The sequence below is a fragment of the Arthrobacter sp. ISL-30 genome (genome assembly GCF_018613855.1).
Taxonomy (GTDB): domain Bacteria; phylum Actinomycetota; class Actinomycetes; order Actinomycetales; family Micrococcaceae; genus Arthrobacter.
Genome location: NZ_JAGGPK010000045.1, coordinates 1 through 22,782, shown reverse-complemented (window position 1 = coordinate 22,782; position 22,782 = coordinate 1). Strand labels below are relative to the sequence as shown.

General features: G+C 63.8%; 21 protein-coding genes, 1 tRNA gene and 2 riboswitches. Of the genes, 9 read left to right on the top strand and 13 right to left on the bottom strand.

Annotated elements, in window-relative coordinates:
- Window positions 1-6 precede the first annotated feature (6 nt).
- Window positions 7-777, bottom strand: coding sequence for a DUF998 domain-containing protein (locus J7E82_RS16985; RefSeq protein ID WP_214864752.1), 771 nt, complete (start codon window positions 775-777; stop codon window positions 7-9).
- Window positions 778-879: 102 nt separating this feature from the next.
- On the opposite strand from J7E82_RS16985, the gene J7E82_RS16980 reads away from it, so the two are divergent.
- The 3 genes from J7E82_RS16980 to J7E82_RS16970 all read left to right on the top strand — a co-directional run bounded on the left by J7E82_RS16980 (window position 880) and on the right by J7E82_RS16970 (window position 1,912).
- Window positions 880-952: transfer RNA gene (locus J7E82_RS16980), tRNA-Arg, on the top strand.
- Window positions 953-992: 40 nt separating this feature from the next.
- Entirely contained in the window at window positions 993-1,427 is a 435-nt protein-coding gene (locus J7E82_RS16975) for a DUF6314 family protein (RefSeq protein ID WP_308113916.1), read from the top strand.
- A complete protein-coding gene (locus J7E82_RS16970) occupies window positions 1,424-1,912 on the top strand; it encodes an NUDIX domain-containing protein (RefSeq protein ID WP_214864748.1) in 489 nt (162 codons plus the stop codon). Before J7E82_RS16975 ends, J7E82_RS16970 begins: the two co-directional genes overlap by 4 nt.
- Before the next feature lie 59 nt (window positions 1,913-1,971).
- On the opposite strand, the gene J7E82_RS16965 is transcribed toward J7E82_RS16970, so the two are convergent.
- Entirely contained in the window at window positions 1,972-3,885 is a 1,914-nt protein-coding gene (locus J7E82_RS16965) for an ABC transporter ATP-binding protein (RefSeq protein WP_214864746.1), read from the bottom strand.
- Window positions 3,882-5,552 carry an ABC-F family ATP-binding cassette domain-containing protein gene (locus J7E82_RS16960; RefSeq protein WP_214864744.1) on the bottom strand — a complete coding sequence of 557 codons (1,671 nt, stop codon included), beginning with the start codon at window positions 5,550-5,552 and terminating at the stop codon, window positions 3,882-3,884. Before J7E82_RS16960 ends, J7E82_RS16965 begins: the two co-directional genes overlap by 4 nt.
- Before the next feature lie 251 nt (window positions 5,553-5,803).
- On the opposite strand from J7E82_RS16960, the gene J7E82_RS16955 reads away from it, so the two are divergent.
- The 5 genes from J7E82_RS16955 to J7E82_RS16935 all read left to right on the top strand — a co-directional run bounded on the left by J7E82_RS16955 (window position 5,804) and on the right by J7E82_RS16935 (window position 9,839).
- Complete coding sequence (locus J7E82_RS16955) at window positions 5,804-6,526, top strand: hypothetical protein (RefSeq protein ID WP_214864742.1); 723 nt, start codon at window positions 5,804-5,806, stop codon at window positions 6,524-6,526.
- Window positions 6,523-7,266 (top strand): hypothetical protein, encoded by a 744-nt coding sequence (locus J7E82_RS16950; protein ID WP_214864740.1) that lies wholly within the window; start codon window positions 6,523-6,525, stop codon window positions 7,264-7,266. The genes J7E82_RS16955 and J7E82_RS16950 overlap by 4 nt, the downstream gene beginning before the upstream one ends.
- A gap of 262 nt (window positions 7,267-7,528) precedes the next feature.
- Window positions 7,529-8,344, top strand: coding sequence for an amino acid ABC transporter substrate-binding protein (locus tag J7E82_RS16945; RefSeq protein WP_214864738.1), 816 nt, complete (start codon window positions 7,529-7,531; stop codon window positions 8,342-8,344).
- Complete coding sequence (locus J7E82_RS16940; RefSeq protein ID WP_214864736.1) at window positions 8,345-9,010, top strand: amino acid ABC transporter permease; 666 nt, start codon at window positions 8,345-8,347, stop codon at window positions 9,008-9,010.
- A complete protein-coding gene (locus J7E82_RS16935; RefSeq protein ID WP_214864734.1) occupies window positions 8,997-9,839 on the top strand; it encodes an amino acid ABC transporter ATP-binding protein in 843 nt (280 codons plus the stop codon). The genes J7E82_RS16940 and J7E82_RS16935 overlap by 14 nt, the downstream gene beginning before the upstream one ends.
- Window positions 9,840-9,863: 24 nt before the next feature.
- Here the strand turns inward: J7E82_RS16935 and J7E82_RS16930 are convergent, their stop codons facing one another.
- The 10 genes from J7E82_RS16930 to J7E82_RS16885 form a co-directional block, all read right to left on the bottom strand.
- On the bottom strand, window positions 9,864-12,890 hold the full coding sequence (locus J7E82_RS16930; protein WP_214864732.1) for a glycoside hydrolase family 38 C-terminal domain-containing protein: 3,027 nt from the start codon (window positions 12,888-12,890) through the stop codon (window positions 9,864-9,866).
- A 151-nt stretch (window positions 12,891-13,041) separates the two neighbouring features.
- A complete protein-coding gene (gene fdhD / locus J7E82_RS16925; protein ID WP_214864730.1) occupies window positions 13,042-13,929 on the bottom strand; it encodes a formate dehydrogenase accessory sulfurtransferase FdhD in 888 nt (295 codons plus the stop codon).
- 195 nt (window positions 13,930-14,124) lie between these two features.
- Window positions 14,125-15,591 (bottom strand): molybdopterin molybdotransferase MoeA, encoded by a 1,467-nt coding sequence (locus J7E82_RS16920; RefSeq protein ID WP_214864728.1) that lies wholly within the window; start codon window positions 15,589-15,591, stop codon window positions 14,125-14,127.
- Complete coding sequence (locus J7E82_RS16915) at window positions 15,588-15,905, bottom strand: DUF6457 domain-containing protein (protein ID WP_251042041.1); 318 nt, start codon at window positions 15,903-15,905, stop codon at window positions 15,588-15,590. Before J7E82_RS16915 ends, J7E82_RS16920 begins: the two co-directional genes overlap by 4 nt.
- Window positions 15,906-15,918: 13 nt before the next feature.
- Window positions 15,919-16,599 (bottom strand): NTP transferase domain-containing protein, encoded by a 681-nt coding sequence (locus tag J7E82_RS16910; protein ID WP_308113914.1) that lies wholly within the window; start codon window positions 16,597-16,599, stop codon window positions 15,919-15,921.
- 83 nt (window positions 16,600-16,682) lie between these two features.
- Window positions 16,683-17,183, bottom strand: a complete 501-nt coding sequence (locus J7E82_RS16905) for an HNH endonuclease (protein ID WP_214864726.1) — start codon at window positions 17,181-17,183, stop codon at window positions 16,683-16,685.
- A gap of 231 nt (window positions 17,184-17,414) precedes the next feature.
- Window positions 17,415-18,158 (bottom strand): NlpC/P60 family protein, encoded by a 744-nt coding sequence (locus J7E82_RS16900; RefSeq protein WP_214864724.1) that lies wholly within the window; start codon window positions 18,156-18,158, stop codon window positions 17,415-17,417.
- Between the two features lie 99 nt (window positions 18,159-18,257).
- Window positions 18,258-18,953, bottom strand: coding sequence for a C40 family peptidase (locus tag J7E82_RS16895; protein ID WP_214864722.1), 696 nt, complete (start codon window positions 18,951-18,953; stop codon window positions 18,258-18,260).
- Window positions 18,954-18,955: 2 nt separating this feature from the next.
- Window positions 18,956-19,118: riboswitch (cyclic di-AMP (ydaO/yuaA leader) on the bottom strand.
- Window positions 19,119-19,263: 145 nt separating this feature from the next.
- Complete coding sequence (locus J7E82_RS16890) at window positions 19,264-20,088, bottom strand: M23 family metallopeptidase (protein WP_214864720.1); 825 nt, start codon at window positions 20,086-20,088, stop codon at window positions 19,264-19,266.
- 4 nt (window positions 20,089-20,092) lie between these two features.
- A riboswitch (cyclic di-AMP (ydaO/yuaA leader) is annotated at window positions 20,093-20,335 on the bottom strand.
- 208 nt (window positions 20,336-20,543) lie between these two features.
- Window positions 20,544-21,239, bottom strand: a complete 696-nt coding sequence (locus J7E82_RS16885) for a metal-dependent transcriptional regulator (RefSeq protein ID WP_214864718.1) — start codon at window positions 21,237-21,239, stop codon at window positions 20,544-20,546.
- Window positions 21,240-21,528: 289 nt separating this feature from the next.
- Here J7E82_RS16885 and serC point away from each other — a divergent pair, with 289 nt between their 5' ends.
- Window positions 21,529-22,659, top strand: a complete 1,131-nt coding sequence (gene serC, locus J7E82_RS16880) for a phosphoserine transaminase (protein WP_214864715.1) — start codon at window positions 21,529-21,531, stop codon at window positions 22,657-22,659.
- Window positions 22,660-22,782 lie beyond the last annotated feature (123 nt).

Below are 22,782 nucleotides of genomic sequence, written 5' to 3'. Positions count from 1 at the left end.
ACGGCCTCACGCTTGCGTGGCCCGGGCCTGTGCCCGCGCCGCTTTCCGTTCCTGGCGTACCCGCTGGGCGATCACCAGGCCGGCGGCACTGAAGCCGATCGTGACCGGATAGCCCATGAGTCGCTCCAGGCTTCCCGGTTCCGGCACGTCCATCGCAGTGATTCCCCCGGCCGTGAGCGCCGCAAGGCAGACTAGTCCACAGGCAAGGACAAACCAGCTGATCGGGGTGTGCGGGCGCCACAGGATTCCAAGGACCACCAGTGCGGCGCCCCCGCTGAGGAAGAACATGACAGCGCCTGTGAAGTGCCACGGCGAACCCACGTCTTCCGGCACCAGCCCCACGATCACAGTGCCTATTCCGGCGGCACCCGTCAGGATGCGTACCGCCGTGCCTGCCAGCCACAATTTTCCGTCGCCAGCCTGGGAAACGCGGATGCCGGGGTGTGCCGCGATGCGCAGGAGTGCCGAATTGAGCAGGAGCGCCCCCATCAGGAGGCCGAGGCCCTGCACCACGAACGAGGCATTCATGAGCAAATGCAGTGGGGAGCACACATTCCTGTCGTGGAAGACGCCGCAATGAATAGCACCGAGGTCGCTGATGAGTCCGATCCGGCGGTCATAGGGCGTCGGCCCGGCCCACGCCTCGATCACCGCGGCTTCTGCCACGAAATACTGGACCACGCTCAGCTGGGCCCAGGCACCAAAATAGGCGCGCTTGGACCTGAGGTTCGGAAAGTAGCTGCCTGTTCCACGCTGAACCGTCGTGTCTTCTTTCATGTCCGCCAGCCTAGTGTCAGCGGGTTCGGCGGCTGCCCCAACAGCTTGTATGCTTGTAAGCGTGTTCAGCGGCCCCGGGCTTTCGGGACCCTGTTCGCGCAAGCCCTCGTAGCTCAGTGGATAGAGCACGGCTCTCCTAAAGCCGGTGTCGTTGGTTCGATTCCAATCGAGGGCACTTGAAGCCGCCATCCGATGCCGCGCAGCCGGTCGATGCAGTGCAGCCCGTCCTGGACCTTCTGTCCTACCTCGCCGGAGCATGGCTCGCGGAACGTACCATGCTGGATCGGGCCACCGGGAGCCGCGGTACGTTCACCGGCGTCGTCACCTTCACCGAAACGCCCGACGGCGGCCTCCTCCTCCGCGAGGAAGGCACCATGCACTGGCCCAGCCATTCCGGCCCCGCCTCCCGCGAGTACGTGCTCCGCCCCTCAGATCAACCCCAAGCCATGGACGTCTTCTTCCGTGACGGCAGACCATTCCACCGAATGAGTTTTGCCCCAGAGGATCGCCATGACAGGCACTGGTGCGATCCGGACACCTACAGGGTCAGCTACACGTGGGAGGGGCCCCAGGAATTCAGTTACGCCTGGGACGTCCAGGGCCCCGCGAAAGACCTGCTGCTTCAGACCCGACTGCGGAAGGAACCATGAACACTCCAGCCAGCGGAGCAAAGCCGGCAGGCCAATCGCAGTCTCCAGGCCAATCGCAGCCGGCAGGCAAGGACCTGATCGTTGTCAGCGCCGTCTGCGTTTTTGACGCTGCAGGCCGGCTGCTCACTGTCCGCAAGCGCGGCACGGAGAAGTTCATGCATCCGGGTGGAAAGCCGGAGATCGGCGAGTCGGCGGCGGAAGCGGCCTCGCGCGAACTCGACGAGGAAGTGGGGATCCGCGTTGCCCCTCAGGACCTGGAACTCCTGGGCACGTGGCTGGCAATGGCCGCTAACGAGGATCACACAAATATTGAGGCCACAGTCTTCATCGCTCCGGGAACGTGGGAGGCACGGCCGTCAGCGGAAATCGCCGAGATCCGTTGGCTTGACCCCACCGAGGAACTCCCCGGCGACCTTGCGCCACTCCTCACGGAGCACATCCTCCCCCTGCTGGCGTCGCCGAGGGGCGAGATCTCGTCCCTTTGACGCCGCCAAAGCCGTGAAAGCTCGCTCCTCGGCAGCGCTCTCCCCTGGTGCGCTCTCCCCTAGTGCTCGGGAACCGCCGCCTCGGCCACGGCTGTAGCCTCTGCGAACTGCGTCCGATAGAGCTCCGCGTAGCGACCGTCGGACGCGAGCAGCGCTGTATGCGTCCCCCGTTCCACGATCGTGCCGTCCTCGACCACCAGGATGAGGTCGGCGGCGCGGACTGTGGACAAGCGGTGGGCAATCACGACGGCGGTGCGCCCCTCGAGCGCTTCCCCCAAGGCGGCCTGGACCGCGGCTTCGTTGGTGGAATCCAGTGCGGCGGTGGCCTCGTCCAGGATCACGACGCGCGGCTGGGCAATGAGCAGGCGGGCAATGGTGAGCCTTTGGCGTTCACCGCCCGAGAGCCGATAGCCCCGCTCCCCCACGACGGTTTCGAGCCCGTCCGGGAGCGACCGGATCATGTCCTCAAGCCGTGCCCTGCGCAGCACCTCCCACATTTGCTCATCGGTGGCCTCGGGCCTGGCCAATCGCAGGTTGGAGGCGATGCTTTCGTGGAACAGGTGCCCGTCCTGGGTGACCATGCCGAGCGTTTCCCGCATCGATTCGAAGGTGATGTCGCGAACGTCCAGCCCGGTGCGCGGGCCGCGGCCACCCAGGCGCACAGCCCCGGAGTCGACGTCGTACAGGCGGGACAGAAGCTGGGCGATAGTCGACTTCCCCGCCCCGGAGGAACCCACCAGGGCCACGGTCTGCCCCGGCTCCACGCGGAAGCTGATACCGTGCAGCACTTCCTCGCCGCCGCGGGTATCCAAAGTGGACACTTCCTCGAGGGACGCCAGGGACACCTTGTCCGCGGACGGGTAGGCGAAGCGGACGTCGTCGAACTCCACGGCCACAGGGCCGGCCGGAACCTTCATGGCATCGGGCTTTTCCTTGATAAGCGGCTCGAGGTCGAGGATCTCGAAGACCCGTTCAAAGCTGACCAAAGCGCTCATGATTTCCACGCGGGCGTTGGAGAGCGCGGTGAGTGGAGCGTAAAGGCGGGTCAGCAGCAGGGCCAGCACAACGACGTCGCCGGCTGCCAGCTGGCCTTCGATGGCCAGCCAGCCGCCCAGCCCGTACACGAGGGCCAGCGCGAGCGCGGAAACCAGCGTGAGCGCCGTGACGAACGTGTATTGCAGCATCGCAGTCCGGACGCCGATGTCCTTGACGCGGCCTGCGCGCACGGCAAACTCGCGGGATTCCTCGTCGGGGCGGCCGAACAGCTTGACCAGCGTGGCGCCGGGTGCCGAGAAACGCTCGGTCATCTGGGTGCCCATGGTGGCGTTGTGGGTGGCTGCTTCGCGCCGCAGATCGGCCAGCTTGGAGCCCATCCGTCGTGCCGGAATGAGGAAGATCGGGAGCAGGAGCATTGCCAGGACCGTTACAAGCCAGGACTTGTTGAGCATCACGGCCAGCGTGAGGGCGAGCGCCACCACATTGCTGACAACCCCGGACAGCGTTCCCGCGAAGGCCGACTGTGCCCCGATGACGTCGTTGTTCAGGCGGCTGACCAGGGCGCCGGTCCGTGTCCTGGTGAAGAAGGCGATCGGCATCTGCTGGACGTGGTCGAACACGCGTGTACGAAGGTCCAGGATCACTCCTTCGCCAATGGTCGAGGACAGCCAGCGTGTTACGAGTCCCAATCCGGCCTCGGCCACGGCAACGATAGCGATCAGGACGGCCAGCCAGATGACAGTCTGGGCTCCGACGCCGGCGATGATTGCATCTACAACCTGGCCGGCCAGCACCGGCGTGGCCACAGCGAGCACGGCGCCGGCGATGGAGGCGAGCACGAAGGCGATGAGTTTGCCCTTGTGGGGCTTGGCGAAGCCGAAAACCCGTTTGAGCGTCTCCTTGGAAAAGGGCCGGGAGCCGCTCTTGGCACGGGTGATGTTGTACAGGGAGCTCCAGGCCACCCGGTCCATGCTCATGGCTTCAGCCCTCCGGCCTGGGTGTCGAAATGTACTTCAGTCACGGTCCCGTCCTCCAGATGCCAGCGGGAATCCAGCCGGACGTTTTCCAGCAGCCGCCGGTCATGCGTGACCAGGAGCAGTGCGCCGTCGTAGTGTTCAAGTGCTTCCTCGAGCTGTTCGATCGCCGGCAGGTCCAGGTGGTTGGTGGGTTCGTCCAGCACCAGCAGGTTCACGCCGCGCGCTTGCAGGAGCGCCAGGGCGGCACGCGTGCGTTCGCCGGGAGACAGCGAGTCCACGGTCCGCGCTGTGTGGTCGGCCTTGAGGCCGAACTTTGCCAGAAGGGTGCGGACGTCGCCGGTGTTCCAGTCGCTGAGCACGGCCTCAACGGCGTCAGCCAGCTTCAGCGGCCCAGTCAGCAGCCCGCGGGCCTGGTCAATTTCGCCGACGGCGACTGATTCTCCCATGGAAGCATTCCCGGAATCCGGGGCCTGGATTCCCAGGAGCAGCCTCAAGAGCGTGGACTTGCCGGCTCCGTTTGGGCCCGTAATGCCGATCCGTTCACCGGCGTTCAGCTGCAGGTTCACCGGTCCCAGCGTGAAGTCCCCCTGGACGGCGACGGCGTCGCGCAGGGTGGCGACGACGGCGCTGGATCGCGGTGCCTGACCGATGCTGAACTGAAGCTGCCATTCCTTGCGGGGTTCTTCGACTTCCTCCAGCCGTGCTATCCGGGACTCCATCTGGCGGACTTTCTGTGCCTGTTTCTCGGAGGATTCCGTGCTTGCGGCCCGGCGGATCTTGTCGTTGTCAGGATTTTTCCGCATCGCGTTTCGGACGCCCTGGGAGCTCCATTCGCGCTGCGTTCGGGCCCGCGCCACCAGGTCAGCCTTCGCGGTGGCGAATTCCTCGTAGCGCTCCCTGGCGTGCCGCCGCGCCACGGCGCGTTCCTCCAGGTAGGCGTCGTAGCCGCCGTCGTACACGGATACTGAGTTCTGGGCCAGGTCCAGTTCCACCACCCTGGTGACGCAGCGGGCCAGGAACTCGCGGTCGTGCGAGACCAGGACGACGCCGCCGCGCAGCCCCTGCACAAAGGACTCAAGCCGGGCCAGGCCGTCCAGGTCGAGATCATTGGTGGGTTCGTCCAGGAGGACGACGTCGAAGCGGCTCAGCAGGAGGGCGGCCAGCGCAACCCGTGCCGCCTGTCCTCCAGAGAGGCCTGTCATCAACGCATCCGGTCCAGCCTCAAGCCCGAGCTCGGCGAGGGTGGCAGCGATGCGGTCGTCGAGGTCGGCGGCGCCGGAAGCCATCCAACGGTCGAAGGCCATGGCATAGGCATCATCGCTTCCGGGTGCGCCGGAAGCGAGGCCCTCGGCCCCGGCTTCCATAGCGTGGGTGGCCTCTGCGCATCCCGTCCTCCGGGCAATATAGGAGGCGATGGTTTCGCCATGCACCCGCTCATGCTCCTGGGGCAGCCAGCCGACGAAGGCGTCGTTGGGGGCGAGGCTCACGGTTCCGCCCTGGGGCTGGTCCGCTCCGGCCAGCAGGCGCAGCAGCGTGGACTTGCCGGCTCCGTTCGCTCCCACCACACCTACGACGTCCCCGGGGGCTACGGTCAGGGAGAGCCCGGAGAAAAGCGTGCGATGGCCGTGGCCTCCGGACAGCTCTTTGGCGACAAGCGTTGCAGTCATTGATCAATCCTCTCACTGCCCGCGCCCTGAAAAACTGCCCCTCTGCCCGTAAAAAAGCCGGCGGCATGGGAAAACCCGCCGGTCCGGACTTGGGGGGTGTACGGACCAGCGGGTTCGAGAATCAAGCATAATTCAAGGTGGCGTCCCCGTAAAATCGACACGAGTCTCACTTTTCAACCCGCCGTTTCAGCTCACCGATTCAGTTCAGCGTTTTCAGTTCACCGCCCGTAGCTTCCAAGCAGAAAGTCTCCATGCCGCTTCCTTCCAAGGCGTTCCAGCATTGGCTCAAGGGCATCGCCCCGGACGTCACGATTGCCGACGTCTGCCGGATTGCAGGATTAAAGCGCACCACCCTCGCCCAGCAGATGGTTCGCGGCAAGGTGGCGGAAGGCAAGGTAGTCAGCATCAGCAGGGCGTTCAACGTCAATCCGCTGGTGGCACTGTCGAGCTTCGAAACCTACGCTGATTTGGCCGGTCCCATAGCCCCGCCCACAGATGCCGAACTGCTGAGCCAGGTGGCCACCCTGGACCTGCTCCAGGCCGTCATCCAGCGCTCCGGCCAGGAACCGGCCGCTCCCTTCGAATTGGCCGAACCGCCTCATACCACGTCGGTGAAGAACTGGGTGGAGTCCATCGACGACGGCGAATTGAGGCTGCGGGTCACTGAGGCAACGGGGATAGCGCCACAGAACTTTTCCGCCCACCTCACAGCCAACCGCATGCCTCCGGAACTTGTGATTGCAACATCCCGGGCGGCCGGCGTCGGTCCTACCGCAGGCCTGGTAGCCAGTGGGCTCATCACAGAGCGCGAGGCGGGCTGGCCACCACACTCCCGCAGGGCAGCCCTGGACCGCCTCAGCGACAGCGACCTCGCCTTGCTGGCGGGCGACCGGCTGGAGGCACTGGGCAAGGCACTCCGCCGTCACGAGCACGATCAAGAACGTACCGACAGAATTTGGGAGAACCTCGGATGACAGATGTCCTTGCCTGGGCCACGCTGATTGTCTGCCTCGCCATCACCCTGGCAAGGCTTCCGGGAGCGATCCGAGGGCATAATCGCTCCCTGTTCTTCATCTTCGCGCTCATCACGCTCGCCATCCTCTTGAGTATCGATGCTCCGTACATGGCCATTGATCGAGTCCTGGGCGGCTTCAATGTGACAAACCTGGTTCTTCGCTTCGTGCTCTACGCGACGTTTTTTGCAGTCGGCGTGAAGTCCACCAAGGCCTTCGGTTCGCAGTCCGGTGAGCGCGCCGTCCGCGGCCCGGTCGGCCTGACAGTTCTGGGAGTCATAGCGGCCCTCACCGTCTGGTGCTTCGCGGTCTCGGACACACAGGGCTCCACGACCGGCTTGAGGGAACTGCCCGAAGGAACAAGCCTTGAATTCTATGCCGCCTTGGGGAGGCTCTATCCCGCCTACGTTGCCGTCTGCCTCATCCCCGGTATCTGGCGTACCGTCCGCGGCTCGGGACCGGGACTCCTGCGCCTCGCGGCCGCCCTGCTTATGGGCGGGCTCTCACTGCTGGTCCTGTCCCAGGTCTTTCCCCTCATACCTCCGTCCCTGCTCTGGCTGCAACCGCTCATCAACTACTCAGCCGCCCTGCTGATCGCCCTCGGGCTGGCGGGAATCGGGGTATCCAAGGCGGTAGCGCGCCGCGGTCGAAACCGGTATGAAGGCCTGGCCGGCAGCACCCGCATGAAAAAGAAAAAGTAATCTTTCACAAAATCATTAGAACGTGACACAATCATGAATGTGTGAAAATCAGCTGCTGCCAGCCGCCGAAACGGAGAACGGGTTTTCGGTGGCGTTGGCGCCTGTTGAATCACATATTGGGGGGATGAGTGGTGGCGGGCTGTTGGGGACCGCCCCCACTCAGCCTTTTAAGCGCACCCTTTCGGTCGCCATAAACTCCACACGCAGAGCCACCACCGCACGCCGTCCTGATGCTGTGCGACGCCATGGCTAAGATGGCCTCATGGACCGCTCTCGTACTCGACGCTCACTCTTTGCCGCTTCCCTTGCCGCTGCTGCCTTGGCACTCTCTGCTTGCGGAGGCCAGTCGGCGCCTACGCAAACGGGCTCTGATACGTCCCTGTCGGATGTGAAGTCCAAGGGCGAAATCGTGATCGCCACCGAGGGCACCTACCGCCCGTTCAGCTTCCACCAGGACGGGGCCGGGCCACTGACCGGCTTCGACGTGGAAGTCGCCAAGGCCGTGGCTGACAAACTCGGAGTCAAGGCGAGCTTCCAGGAAACCCAATGGGACGGCATCTTCGCCGGCCTGGAGGCCAAGCGCTTCGATGTCATTGCCAATCAGGTGACCATCAATGACGAGCGGAAAGCCAAGTACGACCTCTCAGCCCCATACACCGTCTCCACAGGCGTCATCGTGACCAAGGCAGACAACAACACCATCACCGGCTTCGAGAGCCTCAAGGGCAAGACCACCGCACAGTCACTGACCAGCAACTGGTACCAGCTGGCAACGGAAAGCGGCGCGAACGTCCAGGCCGTGGAGGGCTGGGCCCAGGGCGTGACGCTTGTCCGCCAAGGACGCGTTGACGCCATCGTCAATGACAAGCTCACCTACCTGGATTACGCCAAGTCCACCCCCGACGCCGGACTGAAGATCGCCGCGGAAACGGACGAGAAGTCCCAGAGCGCCTTCGCGCTGCGCAAGGGCTCCACGGAGTTGACGTCCGCCATCGACAATGCCCTTGCCGATCTGCGGGCCGACGGGACGCTTGCGAAGATCTCTGACAAATACTTCGGCACGGACGTCACTAAGTAGATGCCACTTGACTGGGACCTGGTCTGGAGTTCCTTCGGTCCCCTGGTAACGGGCGCGGTCACTGGCACCATTCCCCTGACCCTGGCGTCGTTTGCGCTGGGGCTCCTCCTCGCCCTCCTCGTGGCCCTCCTGCGGCTGAGCCGGAACCGGATCTTCTCCGGCGTCGCCAGGTTCTATGTCTCGGTGATCCGGGGAACCCCGCTCCTTGTCCAGCTCTTCGTGATCTTCTACGGCCTGCCCAACCTGGGCGTCAAGCTTGACCCGTGGCCCAGCGCTATCATCGCGTTCTCACTCAATGTGGGCGGCTACGCCGCGGAAATCATTCGGGCCGCGATCCTCTCCGTCCCGAAGGGCCAGTGGGAAGCGGGGCACACCATCGGTATGTCCGGGGCGCAGACGCTGTTCCGGATCATCCTGCCCCAGGCTGCCCGGGTGTCTGTGCCGCCACTGTCCAACACCTTCATCTCCCTCGTGAAGGACACCTCGCTGGCTTCGCTGATCCTGGTCACCGAGCTCTTCCGTAATGCCCAGCAGATTGCCGCTTTCAGCCAGGAGTTCATGGTGCTGTACCTCCAAGCGGCCTTGGTCTACTGGGTCATCTGCCTTGCCTTGTCCAGCGGCCAGTCCGTCCTGGAAAAGAGATTGGACCGCTATGTCGCCCACTGACGCCTCCGGCAGCCGCCCTGGAGTTCACGGCCCGGACGGCCGACACGGCGTCCCGGTGCTGTCAGCACGGGGCCTTACGAAGTCATTCGGGACCAATCAGGTCCTGCGCGGCATCGACGTCGACGTGCGCCGTGGCCAGGTCCTCGCCTTGATCGGCCCCTCAGGATCCGGAAAGACAACTGTCCTTCGTTCCCTGAACGGACTGGAAACGCCCGACGCCGGCACCCTCACCATCGCGGGTACTGGCGAGGGCTCACCCCTGGCGGAGGCGCTGGAGATCGACTTTGGCGGGAAAGTGGGCAAACGGGAGCGGGCGGCCCTGCGCGACCGCAGCGCCATGGTGTTCCAGCACTACAACCTGTTTCCCCACATGACCGTCGTGCAGAACGTCATCGAAGGCCCTGTGCAGGTGCAGAAGCGACCACGGAGCGAGGCTGTGGCGGACGCTGAGCGGCTGCTGGAGAGGGTGGGCCTGGCCGACAAGCGCAATGCCTATCCCTTCGAGCTCTCCGGAGGCCAGCAGCAACGCGTGGGGATCATCCGCGCCCTTGCCCTCAAACCACAGCTGCTGCTGTTCGACGAGCCGACGTCGGCCCTGGATCCGGAGCTGGTAGGTGAAGTCCTTGGCGTCATCAAGGAACTCGCCGAGGAGGGATGGACCATGGTCATCGTCACCCACGAACTCGCCTTCGCCCGCCAGGTGGCGGATGAGGTCATCTTCATGGACGGCGGCGTAGTGGTGGAGCGCGGGCCGGCGGCTGAGATTCTCCGTGCGCCCCGCCAGGAGCGCACGCGCCAGTTCGTCAAGCGGCTACAGCACGACGTATAGCCTGAGGTCGTGCTGTAGCCTCAGCTACCGTCGGAACCGCAGCGTGACCAGCTGGAAGGGCCGGAGGGTCAGCTCGGCCGCGTCCTTGCCCGCGATCACGGCAGCTTCCTGGACCGGCCGCTCCAAGAGGTCTACAGCGAGGACTTCCCTGGTCTCGAAATTGGCCGAAACCACGCCTGTAGACCGTTCCCCGAGCGATTCGTACAAACGCACGATCACGTCTCCGGAGCCATCTTCAGCAAGCTTTACCGCTTCAACCACGATTGCCTGATTGAAGACCGTAAACAGCGGGTCCGCCGGGTTGCCGCCCTTGACCAGTCGAGGGGACAAGTTGGTCCTGTAGCCCTCCTCCACAGCATCCGCAATGCCCGCGCCGGGACGAATGGTCACGTCAAGGACATGCCGGCCCCTGTCCGCGTCCGGATCCGGGAACTTCGGCGCCCTCAGCAAGGAGACCCGCACGTTGGTGGTGGTGCCGCCGTCGCTCCTGACGGTGCGGGTGACGTCGTGCCCGTAGCTGGAGGAATTCGAGATGGCCACGCCATAGCCCGGCTCCCCTACGTGGATCCACCGGTGCGCGCAAATCTCGAACTTGGCAGCTTCCCAGGACGTGTTCACGTGGGTTGGGCGGAAGATGTGGCCAAACTGCGTTTCGGCGGCCGACCTGTCCGCACGTATATCCAGCGGGAAGCCCAGCTTCAGGAGCTTCTCGCGCTCCTGCCAGTCAATAGCGGTGGAGATGGCCAGCGATTCCGCTCCTGCTTCCAGGGAAATGCGCTGGGTAATAGTCGAGGACCCAACCACTCTCTCCACGACCACCACCGCATCCCAGCCTGCCCGCTCCAGCGTTACCGAATGGGCCTCCGTGATGGATGTGACATTCCGGCGATAGAACTCATCGATGTCCCAGGCGTCCCATTCATTTGGCGTGTCGCGATGCAGTTCAAGATGGTTTCCAAACCCGCCCGGGGCGATGGCCTCCCGGCCGCTCGCGTGGTCTGACAGGGACGTGAGCAACCCGTTCGCATCCACTACGGCTCGAATGACGCCGTTGTCCAGGACATACCCGCCGGCCATGTCCTTGACCTCCACGGGGAGCTCGGCCGGGACCGCCTCTGCCGCGGCCAGGGACGGGACACCACTGCGCTCATGGGGAGCCGCGTTCAACAGGAATGACCTGGTGCCGGGACCCAGCAGAGCCAAGGCGGCGTCGGCAATGATGCCCTCCAGGTCCTTGGCTATGGCGTCGTAATTCCGTTCCGCGTCCCGATGCACCCACGCGATGGAACTGCCGGGCAGGATGTCATGGAATTGCTGAAGCAGGACCAGGCGCCAGAGCCGTTTCAGTTCCTGGGCAGGATAGGTGTAGCTGCCTCCGGACCGCACCGCCGCCGTCGAACACCACAGCTCGGCCTCGCGCAGCAGGTGCTCGCTTCGCCGGTTTCCCTTCTTGGTGTTCGCCTGGCTGGTGTAGGTTCCCCGGTGGAGTTCGAGGTACATCTCCCCCACCCACACGGGAAGATTCTTGTACTCGGCCTCGGCCTGTTCGAAGAAAGCGCGTGCCGTGCCGAGGCGAACTTTTGGCGACCCTTCCAGGTCCGCTGTGCGGTGGGCGGCAGCAATCATTTCCCGCGTAGGCCCTCCACCGCCGTCGCCATAGCCGAAGGGGACAAGGGAGATGCTGGCGCGGCCGTGATCGCGGAAGTTTCGCTCCGCGTGGGCAAGCTCGCGCCCGTTGAGTTCGGCGTTGTAACTGTCCACTGGAGGAAAATGGGTGAAGAGCCTGGTGCCGTCGATCCCCTCCCAGTGGAAGGTGTGGTGCGGCATTCGGTTGACCTGGTTCCAGGAGATTTTCTGGGTCAGGAACCATCGGGAGCCGGCAGCCTTGACAATCTGCGGAAGGGCGCCGGAATAGCCGAAGGAGTCCGGCAGCCAGGCTTCCTCGCAGTCGATGCCGAACTCCTGGAGGAAGAAAGACTTGCCCTCCAGGAATTGCCTCGCCAGCGCTTCTCCACCAGGCATGTTCGTGTCCGATTCCACCCACATTCCGCCGACGGGCATGAACTGGCCCGCCTTCGCTTTTTCCCTGATGCGGATGAACAGCTCCGGATAAAACTCCTTGATCCATGCCAGCTGCTGGGCTGAGGAACACGAAAAAACGAAATCCGGGTACTCATCCATCAGCGACACCACGTTGGAGAAGGTGCGGGCGCACTTGCGGACCGTTTCCCGCACAGGCCAGAGCCAGGCGGAATCAATGTGGGCATGCCCGGTGGCCAGAAGGCGATGGGCCGATGCGTAGGCGGGTCTCTTCAACACTTCGGCCAGGACCTCGCGGCCCGCCGCTGCTGTCCCCGGAACATCCTCCGGATCCATGACGTCCAGCATGCGTTCAAGGGCCCGCAGGATCTCATGGCGGCGCGGGAGGTCCATCGGAAGCTCGTGCATCAGGCCATTGAGGGTCCACACATCCTGGTGCAGTTCCCAAACTGTCTCGTCACGCTCCGCTATCGAGATGCTCCCCAGGCGATACTGTGGTTCATCGCCGGCCGTCTCCTTGGACCCCAGTGGTGTGGCCGCGAAGAGCCATCCTTGTGCAATATCCGGGTTGGCCGCCGCCTCCACGTAGAAGTCCACGGACACTCCGCTGCCCAGCATCTTGAGCGGGACATGGTGGTTGCGCGGAGAAATTGCCTTGATGATGGTGCCGTCCGGACGCCAGGCTATTCCCTCACATTGGAATCCCGGGATTTCAGTGGTAAAGCCAAGATCCACCAGGATTTCAACGCTCCGGCCAACGCCCGCGCCCCATCCTTCCGGAACCTCACCCTGGAGCCGCAGCCATTTAGTGCTCCACGGGCTCCCCCATGGCGCACCCTGCCGCTGTGGAACGAATGTCTGGAGAAGGGCCTCAGTCACAGGCACCGGCTCCCCTGGTGCGTCCCAGGAGCTGAGCTCGAGGGGGACCGTCCTTGTGTAAATGGCGGGATAGAGCCGCTCCCGGACGAAACGCTCGAGCCGTACTTCCGTAATCCGGCGGTCGTCGTGCAATTTAGATCCCCTTTGGCGCGTCTGCTGGGTTAAAGGGCCTCATAACCAACGAAACAAGCCTTGACAAGCAGGGTTGAAGGTATCGGAAGCAGGTTCCATTTGATGGATAAAATCTACTTCCTGCCAAGGCATTTAACCAAGTGATCGAGCACTACCCTTCTGTCTTCACAGGGAGGGGCAAACGGTCCCGGCCTGCATAAACATTCAAGCTTGTGCCACGGCTGAAGCCCACGAGGGTCAGGCCGACCTCCTCTGCCAGCTGGACGGCGAGGCTGGACGGCGCACTAACGGCGGCGAGGACGGGAATGCCCGCCATGGCGGCCTTCTGCACCAGTTCAAAGGATGCACGGCCTGAAACCTGGAGGACCGTGCCCGCCAAGGGCAGCCGATCCTCGCGAAGCGCCCAGCCAACCACTTTGTCCACCGCGTTGTGCCTGCCCACGTCCTCGCGCAGGCACAAAAGTTCCACACCGCCGTCGTCGTCGAACCCATCACCGGTGACCCGGAAGAGCCCGGCCGCGTGCACTCCGCCCGTCTTGTCAAAGACGGCCTGCGCCTGCCGCAGGCGGTCGGGCAAAGCCGCCAGGACCTCTACGGGCACCGTGAGGGGGTCCTCCCCCGGACTGAAGCGTGACGATTTCCGTACTGCCTCAATGGAATCCGTTCCGCAGATGCCGCAGGAGCTTGAGGTATAGACGTTCCGCCCAATCTCCGGAAGAACGACGTCGGGCCGCAGTTGCGCCTCCACCACATTGAAGGTCTGCACCCCATTCTCGTCCTCGCCGGCGCAGAACCGGAGCGACACCAGTTGACCAGGCTCCCAGATAACGCCTTCTGACAACAGGAAGCCCGCAACGAGGTCGAAGTCATCCCCCGGGGTGCGCATGGTCACGGAATACGACAGGTTACCAAGTCGGATTTCCAATGGCTCCTCGACTGCGAGGGTGTCCTCGCGGAAACGCACCGGGTAATCCGCCGCTTCCGGTGTCCCGTCCAACACATACTTGTGCACCTTGCGGCGCTGCGTAACCCGTCCCACTTCACGCACCTTCCTGATGCCTTGCGGGGCCGAAACAACATCCTTGCGCGATGCCTGGTTCCGGTTCGTTCATAAGACCATCATTGCAAGCTGCGCGAATCGAATCCAATGCCGTCCGCTTAGCCATCCGTGGTCAGCGTGTTCAACAGGTCAGGGCGGGCATCGGTGGTCACTGCACCCAATCCGTCAGGGCACTCAATCCGTCAGGGCGCTCCAGTCAACGGGCCCGGAATCCTTGGCTGCGGGGCGTTTGCCTCGTGCACCGGGACGGCGCGCCTGTCCCGGCTTCCCGTCAGCCGACTTCGGATCCGGCAGCGGAGGCCCCCAAGGCAGCGCGAAGGCCTGAACAAGTTCACCCAACTGGACACCGTGGGGCGGCACAACCATCACGCCATCGGCACCAGCAAGGCCGCGCATCATGCCCGGACCGGAATGGCCCGCCGGGGAGGCGAGGCCATACAAGAGGCGGAAGGGCATGAGCCGCGTGCGTCCCGGATCGGGATCGATGATGGTTCCGCATGGCACCTCACCCAAGGCTGTTGGCCCGCTGTTCCCCAAGGCGGCGAGGAGCGGACCGCCCACGGTGAACAGGGCCATCATCGCCGCGAGGGGGTTCCCAGGCAGTCCCAGCACGAAGCGGCCGTCGGGCAGTTCGGCCAGCACGGCGGGGTGGCCTGGTCGCATGGCGATTCCGTCAATGAGGAGCCGACCGCCCAGTTCGTTGATTGCCCTGCGGAAATGGTCCGTGCCCGACATGCCGGTCCCCCCGGTGGTGATGACGACGTCGGCCACGGCCCCGGCCGCCAGGCCCGGTAACGCCAAGTCCGGTGCCGCCAGGCCCGGTGCCGCCGGGATTGCCCCATCAGTCACGTCACTACTCGCCCCGGGAATCTCCAGGTCCTCGAGGGCCTCGAGCCACTCAGCATAGGAATCGCCCACGCGGACCTGCTCGCCGCGAAGACCGCCGAGCATTTCGGCGACGGCTCCCAGTTGGGGCCCGAACGTATCCCGGACCTGTCCCGGGGCCGGTAGTCCGGACGTCACGACTTCGGAGCCCGTCAGTACGAGCTTGACGACGGGCTTCCCAAGGACACTCAGTTCATCATGTCCTGCGACGGCGGCAAGGGCTATGTGGGCAGGGTTCAAGACAGTGCCGGCTTTGATAAGTACTTCTCCCGCGGCGGCTTCTTCCCCGGCCTTTCGGATGTGCTGGCCATTCCGCGGTTCCCCGGGCTTGGCTCCCCCGCCCAGGACCAGGATGGGCAGCCCGTCGTCGTCCTTGCCGATTTCTCCGCTCTCGCTGCGCAACACTGCCTTGGCCCCAGGGGGCACAAGGCCGCCGGTGACGATGGGGCTGGCCTGGTGGGGAGCAAGGTGGTGGCCAGGCTCGGCGAGGATCCATGGTCCGCTACCGTTGACGGCCCAGCCGTCCATGGCAGAGGAGGCATAGTGCGGCAGATCCTGCAGGGCCAGGACGTCGTTGGCAAGGGTGCGGCCAAGGGCTGCTGCCAATGGCACGGGTGAGGCAGGAATCGGAGCTGCGCACTCGAAGGCCAGTGTGCGGGCTTCCAACCAAGTATGGGCCGCATGGCGTCCCACTTGAGTGACACCGTCCTCAGCGGCGTCGGAACCGCCTGTGCCCTGCTGAGGGGCCTCTGTCATTCGGCTCCGATTCCCGGTTCCGGGTATTCCTTGGAGAGCTTGCGTGCAAGATCCATCGCGGCATGCATTGAGACGGAGTCGCTGGCCTGCCCTGAACCAGCGACCATGCCTGCCGCGAAGCCGGCAATAAACGTTGTCAGCGGTGCGGCCGGGCGAACCACCGAATGCGCGGCCACACCCGCGAGCGAAAGGACTTCATCCACGTCGACTTCGACGCCCTCGAGCTCAAAAGCTTGAAGGAGGGTGCGGCACCATTCCTCGAGCGTCTCTTCCTGGCTCTTCACGTCCGCCTCCATCTTCCTGTGCTGCATCATTCCCTGCAGCCTGTCATTCGTGCAGCGATTCGTTGGCGCCGCTCTTGGCGCCGGGCAAGTCATTCCTCACGCCGAGTGCCGCCGCGTCATCCCAGGTGTCCACGTCATCAGTGGAATGGGCAGGGACGTTCACTGGCAGCAGCTCAAGCCTAGCAAGGAGCCGGAACACCGGGCCGTTTCTTAACTCGTCACGGTCCGCCGCGGCCGAGGCTTCACGGCTGAGTGCCGCTGTCCTGTAGATGCCGGCCAGTGGCTGAAGACGGCCGTCCGCAGAAGAGGCTACAACTCCGTCCCCGAGGGACGCACCTTCAAGCGTTCGAGCTTCGAGGGCCCTAAGGAGTATCGGCACAGCTTCCCCTATATGGGGCATGTCGCATGCCAGGATGAGTGTCCATTCCGCTGCGGTCCGGGAGCTGCTTTGGGTAGATCTCAGGGCCGCGAGTCCTGCCGCGATGGCCGCAGCCGGCCCGGCGAAGGGCGGTTCTTCCCGAACGATCATAGTTCCTTTGGGTAGGTTGCCCGGATCGGGACCAACAACCACGACGGCGCGGGCTTCGGACGCAGCCTGCAGCGTGTGCTCGAGGAGGGTGCCGCCGTCGTAAATCAGCCCGGATTTGGGCACGCCACCGAGACGGGTGGACTGCCCGCCTGCCAGAATCAGCGCATCAAACTCGACCAGAGCGTTCGTTCCCACCAGAACAGCCTATCCCCAGACTGGCGCCCCCTTATCATGGGAGCTTGGCTGTACGGGGACCTGGCGGGCAGTTCCGGGAAGGGTCAGGCTGCTGATTCCGGCAGCAGGAACGGGTCCCAAGCAGGCGAGGGCTTTTCCAGTTCCTTGATCTGCCAAATGGTGCCCGTGGGTGCTGCTGGAGTGAATCTCAACTTCCAGCCCATCTCGGCCAGAGTGTGGTCACTCTTGGCGTTGTTGCACCGCAGGCACGCAGCAACCAGGTTCTCCCAGGTGTCGGCGCCTCCGCGTGACTTGGGTTGGACATGGTCAATGGTGTGTGCAGCTTTCCCGCAGTAGGCGCACCGGTGCCCGTCGCGCCGCAGGACACCCCGGCGGCTGACGGCGGTGGTGGTGTTGTACCGTGGCCGGATGTAGCGGTTAAGGAGAATGACGGAGGGCCGTCCGAAAATCTCCTGTGGCCCGACGACAGGCTCGTCGCCTTCGGCCACTACGCTAGCTTTTCCAGTGAGCACAAGGACCAGCGCCCGGCGGAATGTAATTACCGCCAGCGGTTCATATCCAGCATTAAGAACGAGAGTGCGCATGCACATACCTCTTCACGGCCGCACCCGTCAGGGGCACGAGGGCCGGCTGCCCTCTGCATGTCCGGGCTATGGATCGACACCATTAGGGTAAGCGCCAAAGGGCCGTATCACCGAATCGGCCTCATCAGAAAGCAAGGGTGTCGGCGAAAGTTCACGCTCCGGACATCCAGGAATTTAACGAGAACACCCCCGCAGGCCGACTGGCCGCGGGGGTGTTGACGCAAAAAGGAATCAGCCGCCGACGCGGATGAAGACCGGACCCGAGCCCACGTTGACGCTGAACAGGGCGGTGGTGCCGCCGTTCCAGCCACCGTGCACTGCCTGGCCGTTGCCGACATATACAGCAATGTGGGCCATACCCATGCCGCCGTTTTCGTAGTAGGCGAGGTCGCCCGGCTGAGCCTCAGCGGCACTCACGGTGCGGCCCAGGGAAAGGTAGCCTGCCGGCCAGCCGTGGTAGTGGATGCCAACAGCAGCCAGGGAGTTGGTGGCCAGCATGGTGCAGTCCTGGGAGACACCCAGCTGTGCATAGGCTGCGGCAGCGATAGCCGCGCCCTTGCCGCTGGCTGCTGCGGGAGCCACATCAACCTTGGCAGCAACGTTTACAGCGGGAGCGGCCGGAGTTTCCTGAACCTCGACAACCGGCTTGGGGGCCTCAACGACGGGAGCCGCCACGGTGCTGACCGCGGGGCTTTCGTAGGAGATGGCCACGCTGGAGGCTGCGGAGATGCTTGCCTGGGCTACGGACTTGACGTCGAGCGTAGACGCGGACGTCGATTCACGCTGGACATTGGTCTCGGCGGCGTTAGCGGCCAGGCCGCTGGTCAGAACCAGGCCGGAAGCTGCAGCGATTACTGCAGCCTGACGGCCTACACCACCGGCGTTGTCGCCGACAGCCTTGGCAATGACAGCCAGCGAGTTGGTCTTGGTGACCTCGGCGCGGTGCCGTGCAATGGTGTTTGCACGTGTAGTCATTATTTCTCTCTTTCGTTTTCCTCAAGCTGGGGGTGCAGCTTGCGGGCTTTGGGCGCGCCGGCATCTTGGGGGTATGCCGGATCGCCCCGAACGGATTCCTTAGCGGAGGGTGTAGAACGAGGACGTGCCCGTAGCGGACACTGCGTGCAGGATGGTGCCCTGCGAGGGGTTGAGCGCGCTGATCATCATGCCGTTGCCGACGTAGATACCCACGTGGGCACCGCCGTTTTGCATGACAAGGTCGCCGGGCGCCGGGGTGGAGGTGGGCGTCATGGAAGTCCAGGCGTTCACGCGGGGAATGCTGATGCCAGCCTGTGCGTAAACCCACTGGGTGAAGCCGGAGCAGTCCCAGCCACTGGGGGTGGTACCGCCCCAGAGATACGGGCTGCCGATCCCGGTGTAGGCAATGGCGGCGAGGCCTGCTGCTGCAGCAGAAGCCGCGGCGTCGGACTTTTGGGTGGATTCGTCCGTGGACTTCACCTCGACGCGGGGGGCCTCGATTTTGGGAGCTGCCTTGGTAGCTACCGCCGGGCTCTCAAACGACACGGCAGCCGTCGGCTCAACGGAGATGACCATTTGGGCGGAGCCGGTTTCCGAAACGGAAGAATCAATCTTTGCATCTGAGGCCTGGGCCGGCAGGCCAACGGTCAACAACAGGCCCGATGCGGCTGCGATAGCAGCGGCCTGGCGACCTACAGTGCCGGCATTCGAGGTAACAGCCTTGGAAATGGAGCCCAACGGGTTTACTGGACCCGTTTCAGCGCGATGGCGCGCAAGGTTGTTGCGTGACGACACAGGTAGCCTCTCCCAGTGCCTACGAGGTGAGCTGTCGGATTCGGATGGGAGTCACCCGGCCGCATCGCTTCCAAGGAAGCTTTGCGACTTAACCCCAAGGTCTTCTTTCGAAGACCAAAATTGGTTCCCCCGCCTCTGCCAGACGATGTTTTGCGAACGGATCCTGAGTGGTGGCAGAGCTAGGCAATCCACTCAAGCACGCTAACTCCCTAAAAAGTTGGCGTGATCTAGACGGTACAGCAGTTCTGGTCCAATGTCACATTCAGGTCACGAGGTGTTACCGGAATTTGATAGAAGACCATCGGATTGGCTACAGCCAGCCCTTGGGGTCAACGACTTCGCCATTGACCATCACTTCAAAATGGAGGTGGCATCCAGTGGATGCGCCGGTGGTTCCGCTAAGGGCCACAATCTGGCCACGGCTCACTTGCTGGCCAACCTGGACCCTGGAGGAGGACAGGTGGTTGTACGTGGTTTCCAGCCCGTTGCCGTGATCAATCACGACCCGGTTTCCACCGCCGTATGGGTGCCAGCCGACAAACGTCACGGTGCCGCTGGCAGCTGCATAGACAGAGGTTCCGCACTGCGCCGCATAATCCTGGCCGCGATGGAACTCGCCGGCGCCGCCCGTGATCGGGCTGATGCGATAGCCAAACGGGGAGGCCGAGATGAGCTGGTCCAATGGGCTGCCCAGGGTGCCTGCCGAAGCCGCGGGGCTGACGCTGCCCGCCGACTGGGCGCTTAGCAGCGACTTGAGCTTGCCGTCAGGATCTGCTTTGGTGGCAACGGATGCCCGACTGAAGTCAATCTTGGCGTTGGCGGCCGCCGAGATTTCCGGCTGCGCGCCCAAGGACATAGCCGACGGCGACTGGCCGCTCTCCGACGTCGCGACCACCGGGCTGGTGGCTGGCAGTGTTACGGTCAGCGCCAGGCCTGTGGCAGCAAGGGCGATGCCCGCCTTCTGCCCCACGCCGCTGGCTGCGGCGAACTCGGCCACCTGGCGAAACGGACCTCGACGGCGGCGCGCGTCGCGGTGGACATCGCGGGGCCGGTCCTCAATTGCGAAGGTGGCAGGCCGCAGCTCTTGAGTGGGGCCCGACGCCCTTCGGCGGCCCCGTGCGTTCTGCGTGGTCAAAGACTTTTCCTCTCTGGAAGCCTGCGAAGTTAGCTGTCGGATTCGGATCAGAGAGTTCAGACCCGGCCCGCCAGGGAGGCGGAAAACGGCATGGGGGTATCCAGGGAAGGACCCTCATTGGTTTTCACGCATCCGAAACGGGCTTCACCCCAAGGCCGCTTCTCAACGGCCGCTGGTGGTTCCCCCGCCTCTGCCAGTAGATGGTTCGAACACCTCATCCGCTGGCAGAGCTCGGCTCCGGATGAGGTAACGCTTTGGTATCGGCGCTAATCAACCACTATAGGCGATAAGGGCGAGCAGTAATAATTCCGTTATCTTGCTCGCGGGCGCGCCCCAGTGAGCTGAATTTCGCCATTCGATGGCGCCTGCAGGTCAGCCGTAAGTTGGCCCTTTGAAAGCCGGAGAGAATGTAACTTTTCTCACGTGGCTGGCAGTCCACTTTGTGGACAGTTCACTCAACGGACAGTGACAAAGACATGTGCCGCAACCTCCGGCGGCAGCTCGAGTGCGCCCTCGATATTGGGCACTCGAACCGAGATGTACTCCCCCACCCGCTCGAGCGAGATCCGGGCGCCCGGCCTGATCCCGCCTTCTTCCAGCTGAAGCAGCAACTCTGGCTCCACCTGGACCGGCTCCGCAAGGCGACTGACTGTTACTTGGGAGTCGCCGGAGTACGAGGCCATGGCCTCAAGCAGGTTGACGACCCCATCCGAAAAGGATTCGGACGGTTTGCCGCCCAGGGCTTCCAGCCCGGGAATCGGATTACCGTAGGGCGATTCCGTTGGGTGATCCAGCAGCTCGTACAGCCGGCGTTCGACGCGCTCGCTCATCACATGCTCCCACCGGCATGCCTCGTCATGAACGTAGGCCCAGTCCAGGCCGATGACGTCCGCCAGGAGGCGTTCGGCGAGCCGATGCTTACGCATCACTTCCGTTGCGCGTTTCCGGCCCATTTCAGTGAGTTCAAGATGACGGTCACCGGAAACAACCACCAGTCCGTCGCGTTCCATGCGTCCAATGGTCTGCGATACGGTCGGACCGGAGTGGCGAAGGCGTTCGGCGATCCGGGCCCGGAGGGCAACGATGTTCTCCTCTTCGAGCTCCAAAATGGTCCGCAGATACATCTCAGTCGTATCGATTAGGTCCGTCATCCCGTTCAGCTCCTCGAACACAGTATCCCGCGCTTTTTCCACCGTATCGCGTTACGGTTGCGCCCACCGGCGGAGCGGTATTTTCCGCTGCTACGCCAACAATCATCCTAGCTTATTTGGAATAACTCCGGATAACTATTGCGGCTGTCGACCATCTCACTTTTCGGACTTTGACGGGCCCGTTTCCGCCCCGTGCGACCGGTCAGGCAGAATTGGGCATGAGTCGAAGGCGCCCCCCGATGCCGCCTGCCCCGACCATCTCGACGGCCACTGACCATTGGAGCCACCTGTGAGCGACACCAGCATCACCATACCTGCCGACCTGCTACCCAAGGACGGACGCTTCGGTGCCGGCCCGTCCAAGGTTCGCCCGGAACAGATCGAGGCATTGTCAGCCGCGTCCTCCAAGATCCTCGGCACGTCCCATCGCCAGGCTCCGGTGAAGAATCTCGTCGGTTCTGTACGCGATGGCCTCAGCCAGTTCTTCCGTGCTCCCGAAGGATACGAAGTGGTGCTCGGCGTCGGCGGTTCCACGGCGTTCTGGGATGTGGCGGCGTTTGGCCTGGTCGACAAGAAGGCCCAGCACCTCTCCTTCGGCGAATTCGGTTCCAAATTTGCCGCGGCAACGGACAAGGCGCCGTTCCTGGAAGCTTCGTCCATCATCAAGTCAGAACCCGGCACCCGCCCCGACCCCAAGGCCGAAGTCGGCGTGGACGTCTATGCCTGGCCGCAGAACGAAACCTCCACCGGTGTCGCCGCCCCGGTCAAGAGGGTGGACGGTGTGGACGACGGCGCCCTGGTCCTCGTTGATGCCACCTCGGCTGCCGGGGGCCTCGATGTGGATGTAGCAGAAGCGGACGTTTACTACTTCGCCCCGCAGAAGAACTTTGCTTCGGACGGCGGCCTGTGGCTTGGCCTCTTCTCCCCCGCAGCCCTGGAACGGGCCGCCCGCATCAAGGCCACCGGACGCTGGATTCCGGACTTCCTGGACCTGCAGACTGCCATCGACAACTCCAAGCTGAACCAGACCTACAACACGCCCTCGCTGTCCACGCTGGTCACCCTGGACGCTCAGGTGCAGTGGCTGAACAGCAACGGCGGCCTGGACTTCGCCACTGGCCGGACTGCCGATTCCGCAGGACGCGTCTACGACTGGGCTGAGGCCTCCGAATACGCCACGCCGTTTGTTGCCAAGGCCGAGGAGCGGTCCAACGTCATCGCCACGATTGACTTTGATGAGTCGATCGATGCAGCTGTTGTCGCCAAGGTCCTTCGCGCCAACGGAATTGTGGACACTGAGCCGTACCGCAAGCTGGGTCGCAACCAGCTTCGGATCGCAACGTTCGTCGCCATCGATCCGGAAGACGTTTCCGCACTGCTTTCCAGCATCGATTACGTCGTCGGGGAGCTTGCGAAGTAGCCCGCACCTGCGGTTAACCCAACTAGTCCGAAAATGAGGTGGGCCGTGTGTGGTGTGGGCAGGGTTGAGTGATCGGTGGGCGGCACCGGGTGTGAGGCATTGGTGGTGGGTTATGCCGCCGCG

Coding starts and splice junctions, on each gene's coding strand:
- J7E82_RS16960 (WP_214864744.1), bottom strand. CDS start 5,552: ATGACTGCAACGCTTGTCGCCAAAGAGCTGTCCGGAGGCCACGGCCAT.
- J7E82_RS16920 (WP_214864728.1), bottom strand. CDS start 15,591: ATGACAGAGGCCCCTCAGCAGGGCACAGGCGGTTCCGACGCCGCTGAG.
- J7E82_RS16900 (WP_214864724.1), bottom strand. CDS start 18,158: ATGACTACACGTGCAAACACCATTGCACGGCACCGCGCCGAGGTCACC.
- J7E82_RS16985 (WP_214864752.1), bottom strand. CDS start 777: ATGAAAGAAGACACGACGGTTCAGCGTGGAACAGGCAGCTACTTTCCG.
- J7E82_RS16950 (WP_214864740.1), top strand. CDS start 6,523: ATGACAGATGTCCTTGCCTGGGCCACGCTGATTGTCTGCCTCGCCATC.
- J7E82_RS16940 (WP_214864736.1), top strand. CDS start 8,345: ATGCCACTTGACTGGGACCTGGTCTGGAGTTCCTTCGGTCCCCTGGTA.
- J7E82_RS16915 (WP_251042041.1), bottom strand. CDS start 15,905: ATGATGCAGCACAGGAAGATGGAGGCGGACGTGAAGAGCCAGGAAGAG.
- J7E82_RS16965 (WP_214864746.1), bottom strand. CDS start 3,885: ATGAGCATGGACCGGGTGGCCTGGAGCTCCCTGTACAACATCACCCGT.
- J7E82_RS16885 (WP_214864718.1), bottom strand. CDS start 21,239: ATGACGGACCTAATCGATACGACTGAGATGTATCTGCGGACCATTTTG.
- J7E82_RS16955 (WP_214864742.1), top strand. CDS start 5,804: ATGCCGCTTCCTTCCAAGGCGTTCCAGCATTGGCTCAAGGGCATCGCC.
- J7E82_RS16935 (WP_214864734.1), top strand. CDS start 8,997: ATGTCGCCCACTGACGCCTCCGGCAGCCGCCCTGGAGTTCACGGCCCG.
- J7E82_RS16945 (WP_214864738.1), top strand. CDS start 7,529: ATGGACCGCTCTCGTACTCGACGCTCACTCTTTGCCGCTTCCCTTGCC.
- J7E82_RS16905 (WP_214864726.1), bottom strand. CDS start 17,183: ATGCGCACTCTCGTTCTTAATGCTGGATATGAACCGCTGGCGGTAATT.
- J7E82_RS16970 (WP_214864748.1), top strand. CDS start 1,424: ATGAACACTCCAGCCAGCGGAGCAAAGCCGGCAGGCCAATCGCAGTCT.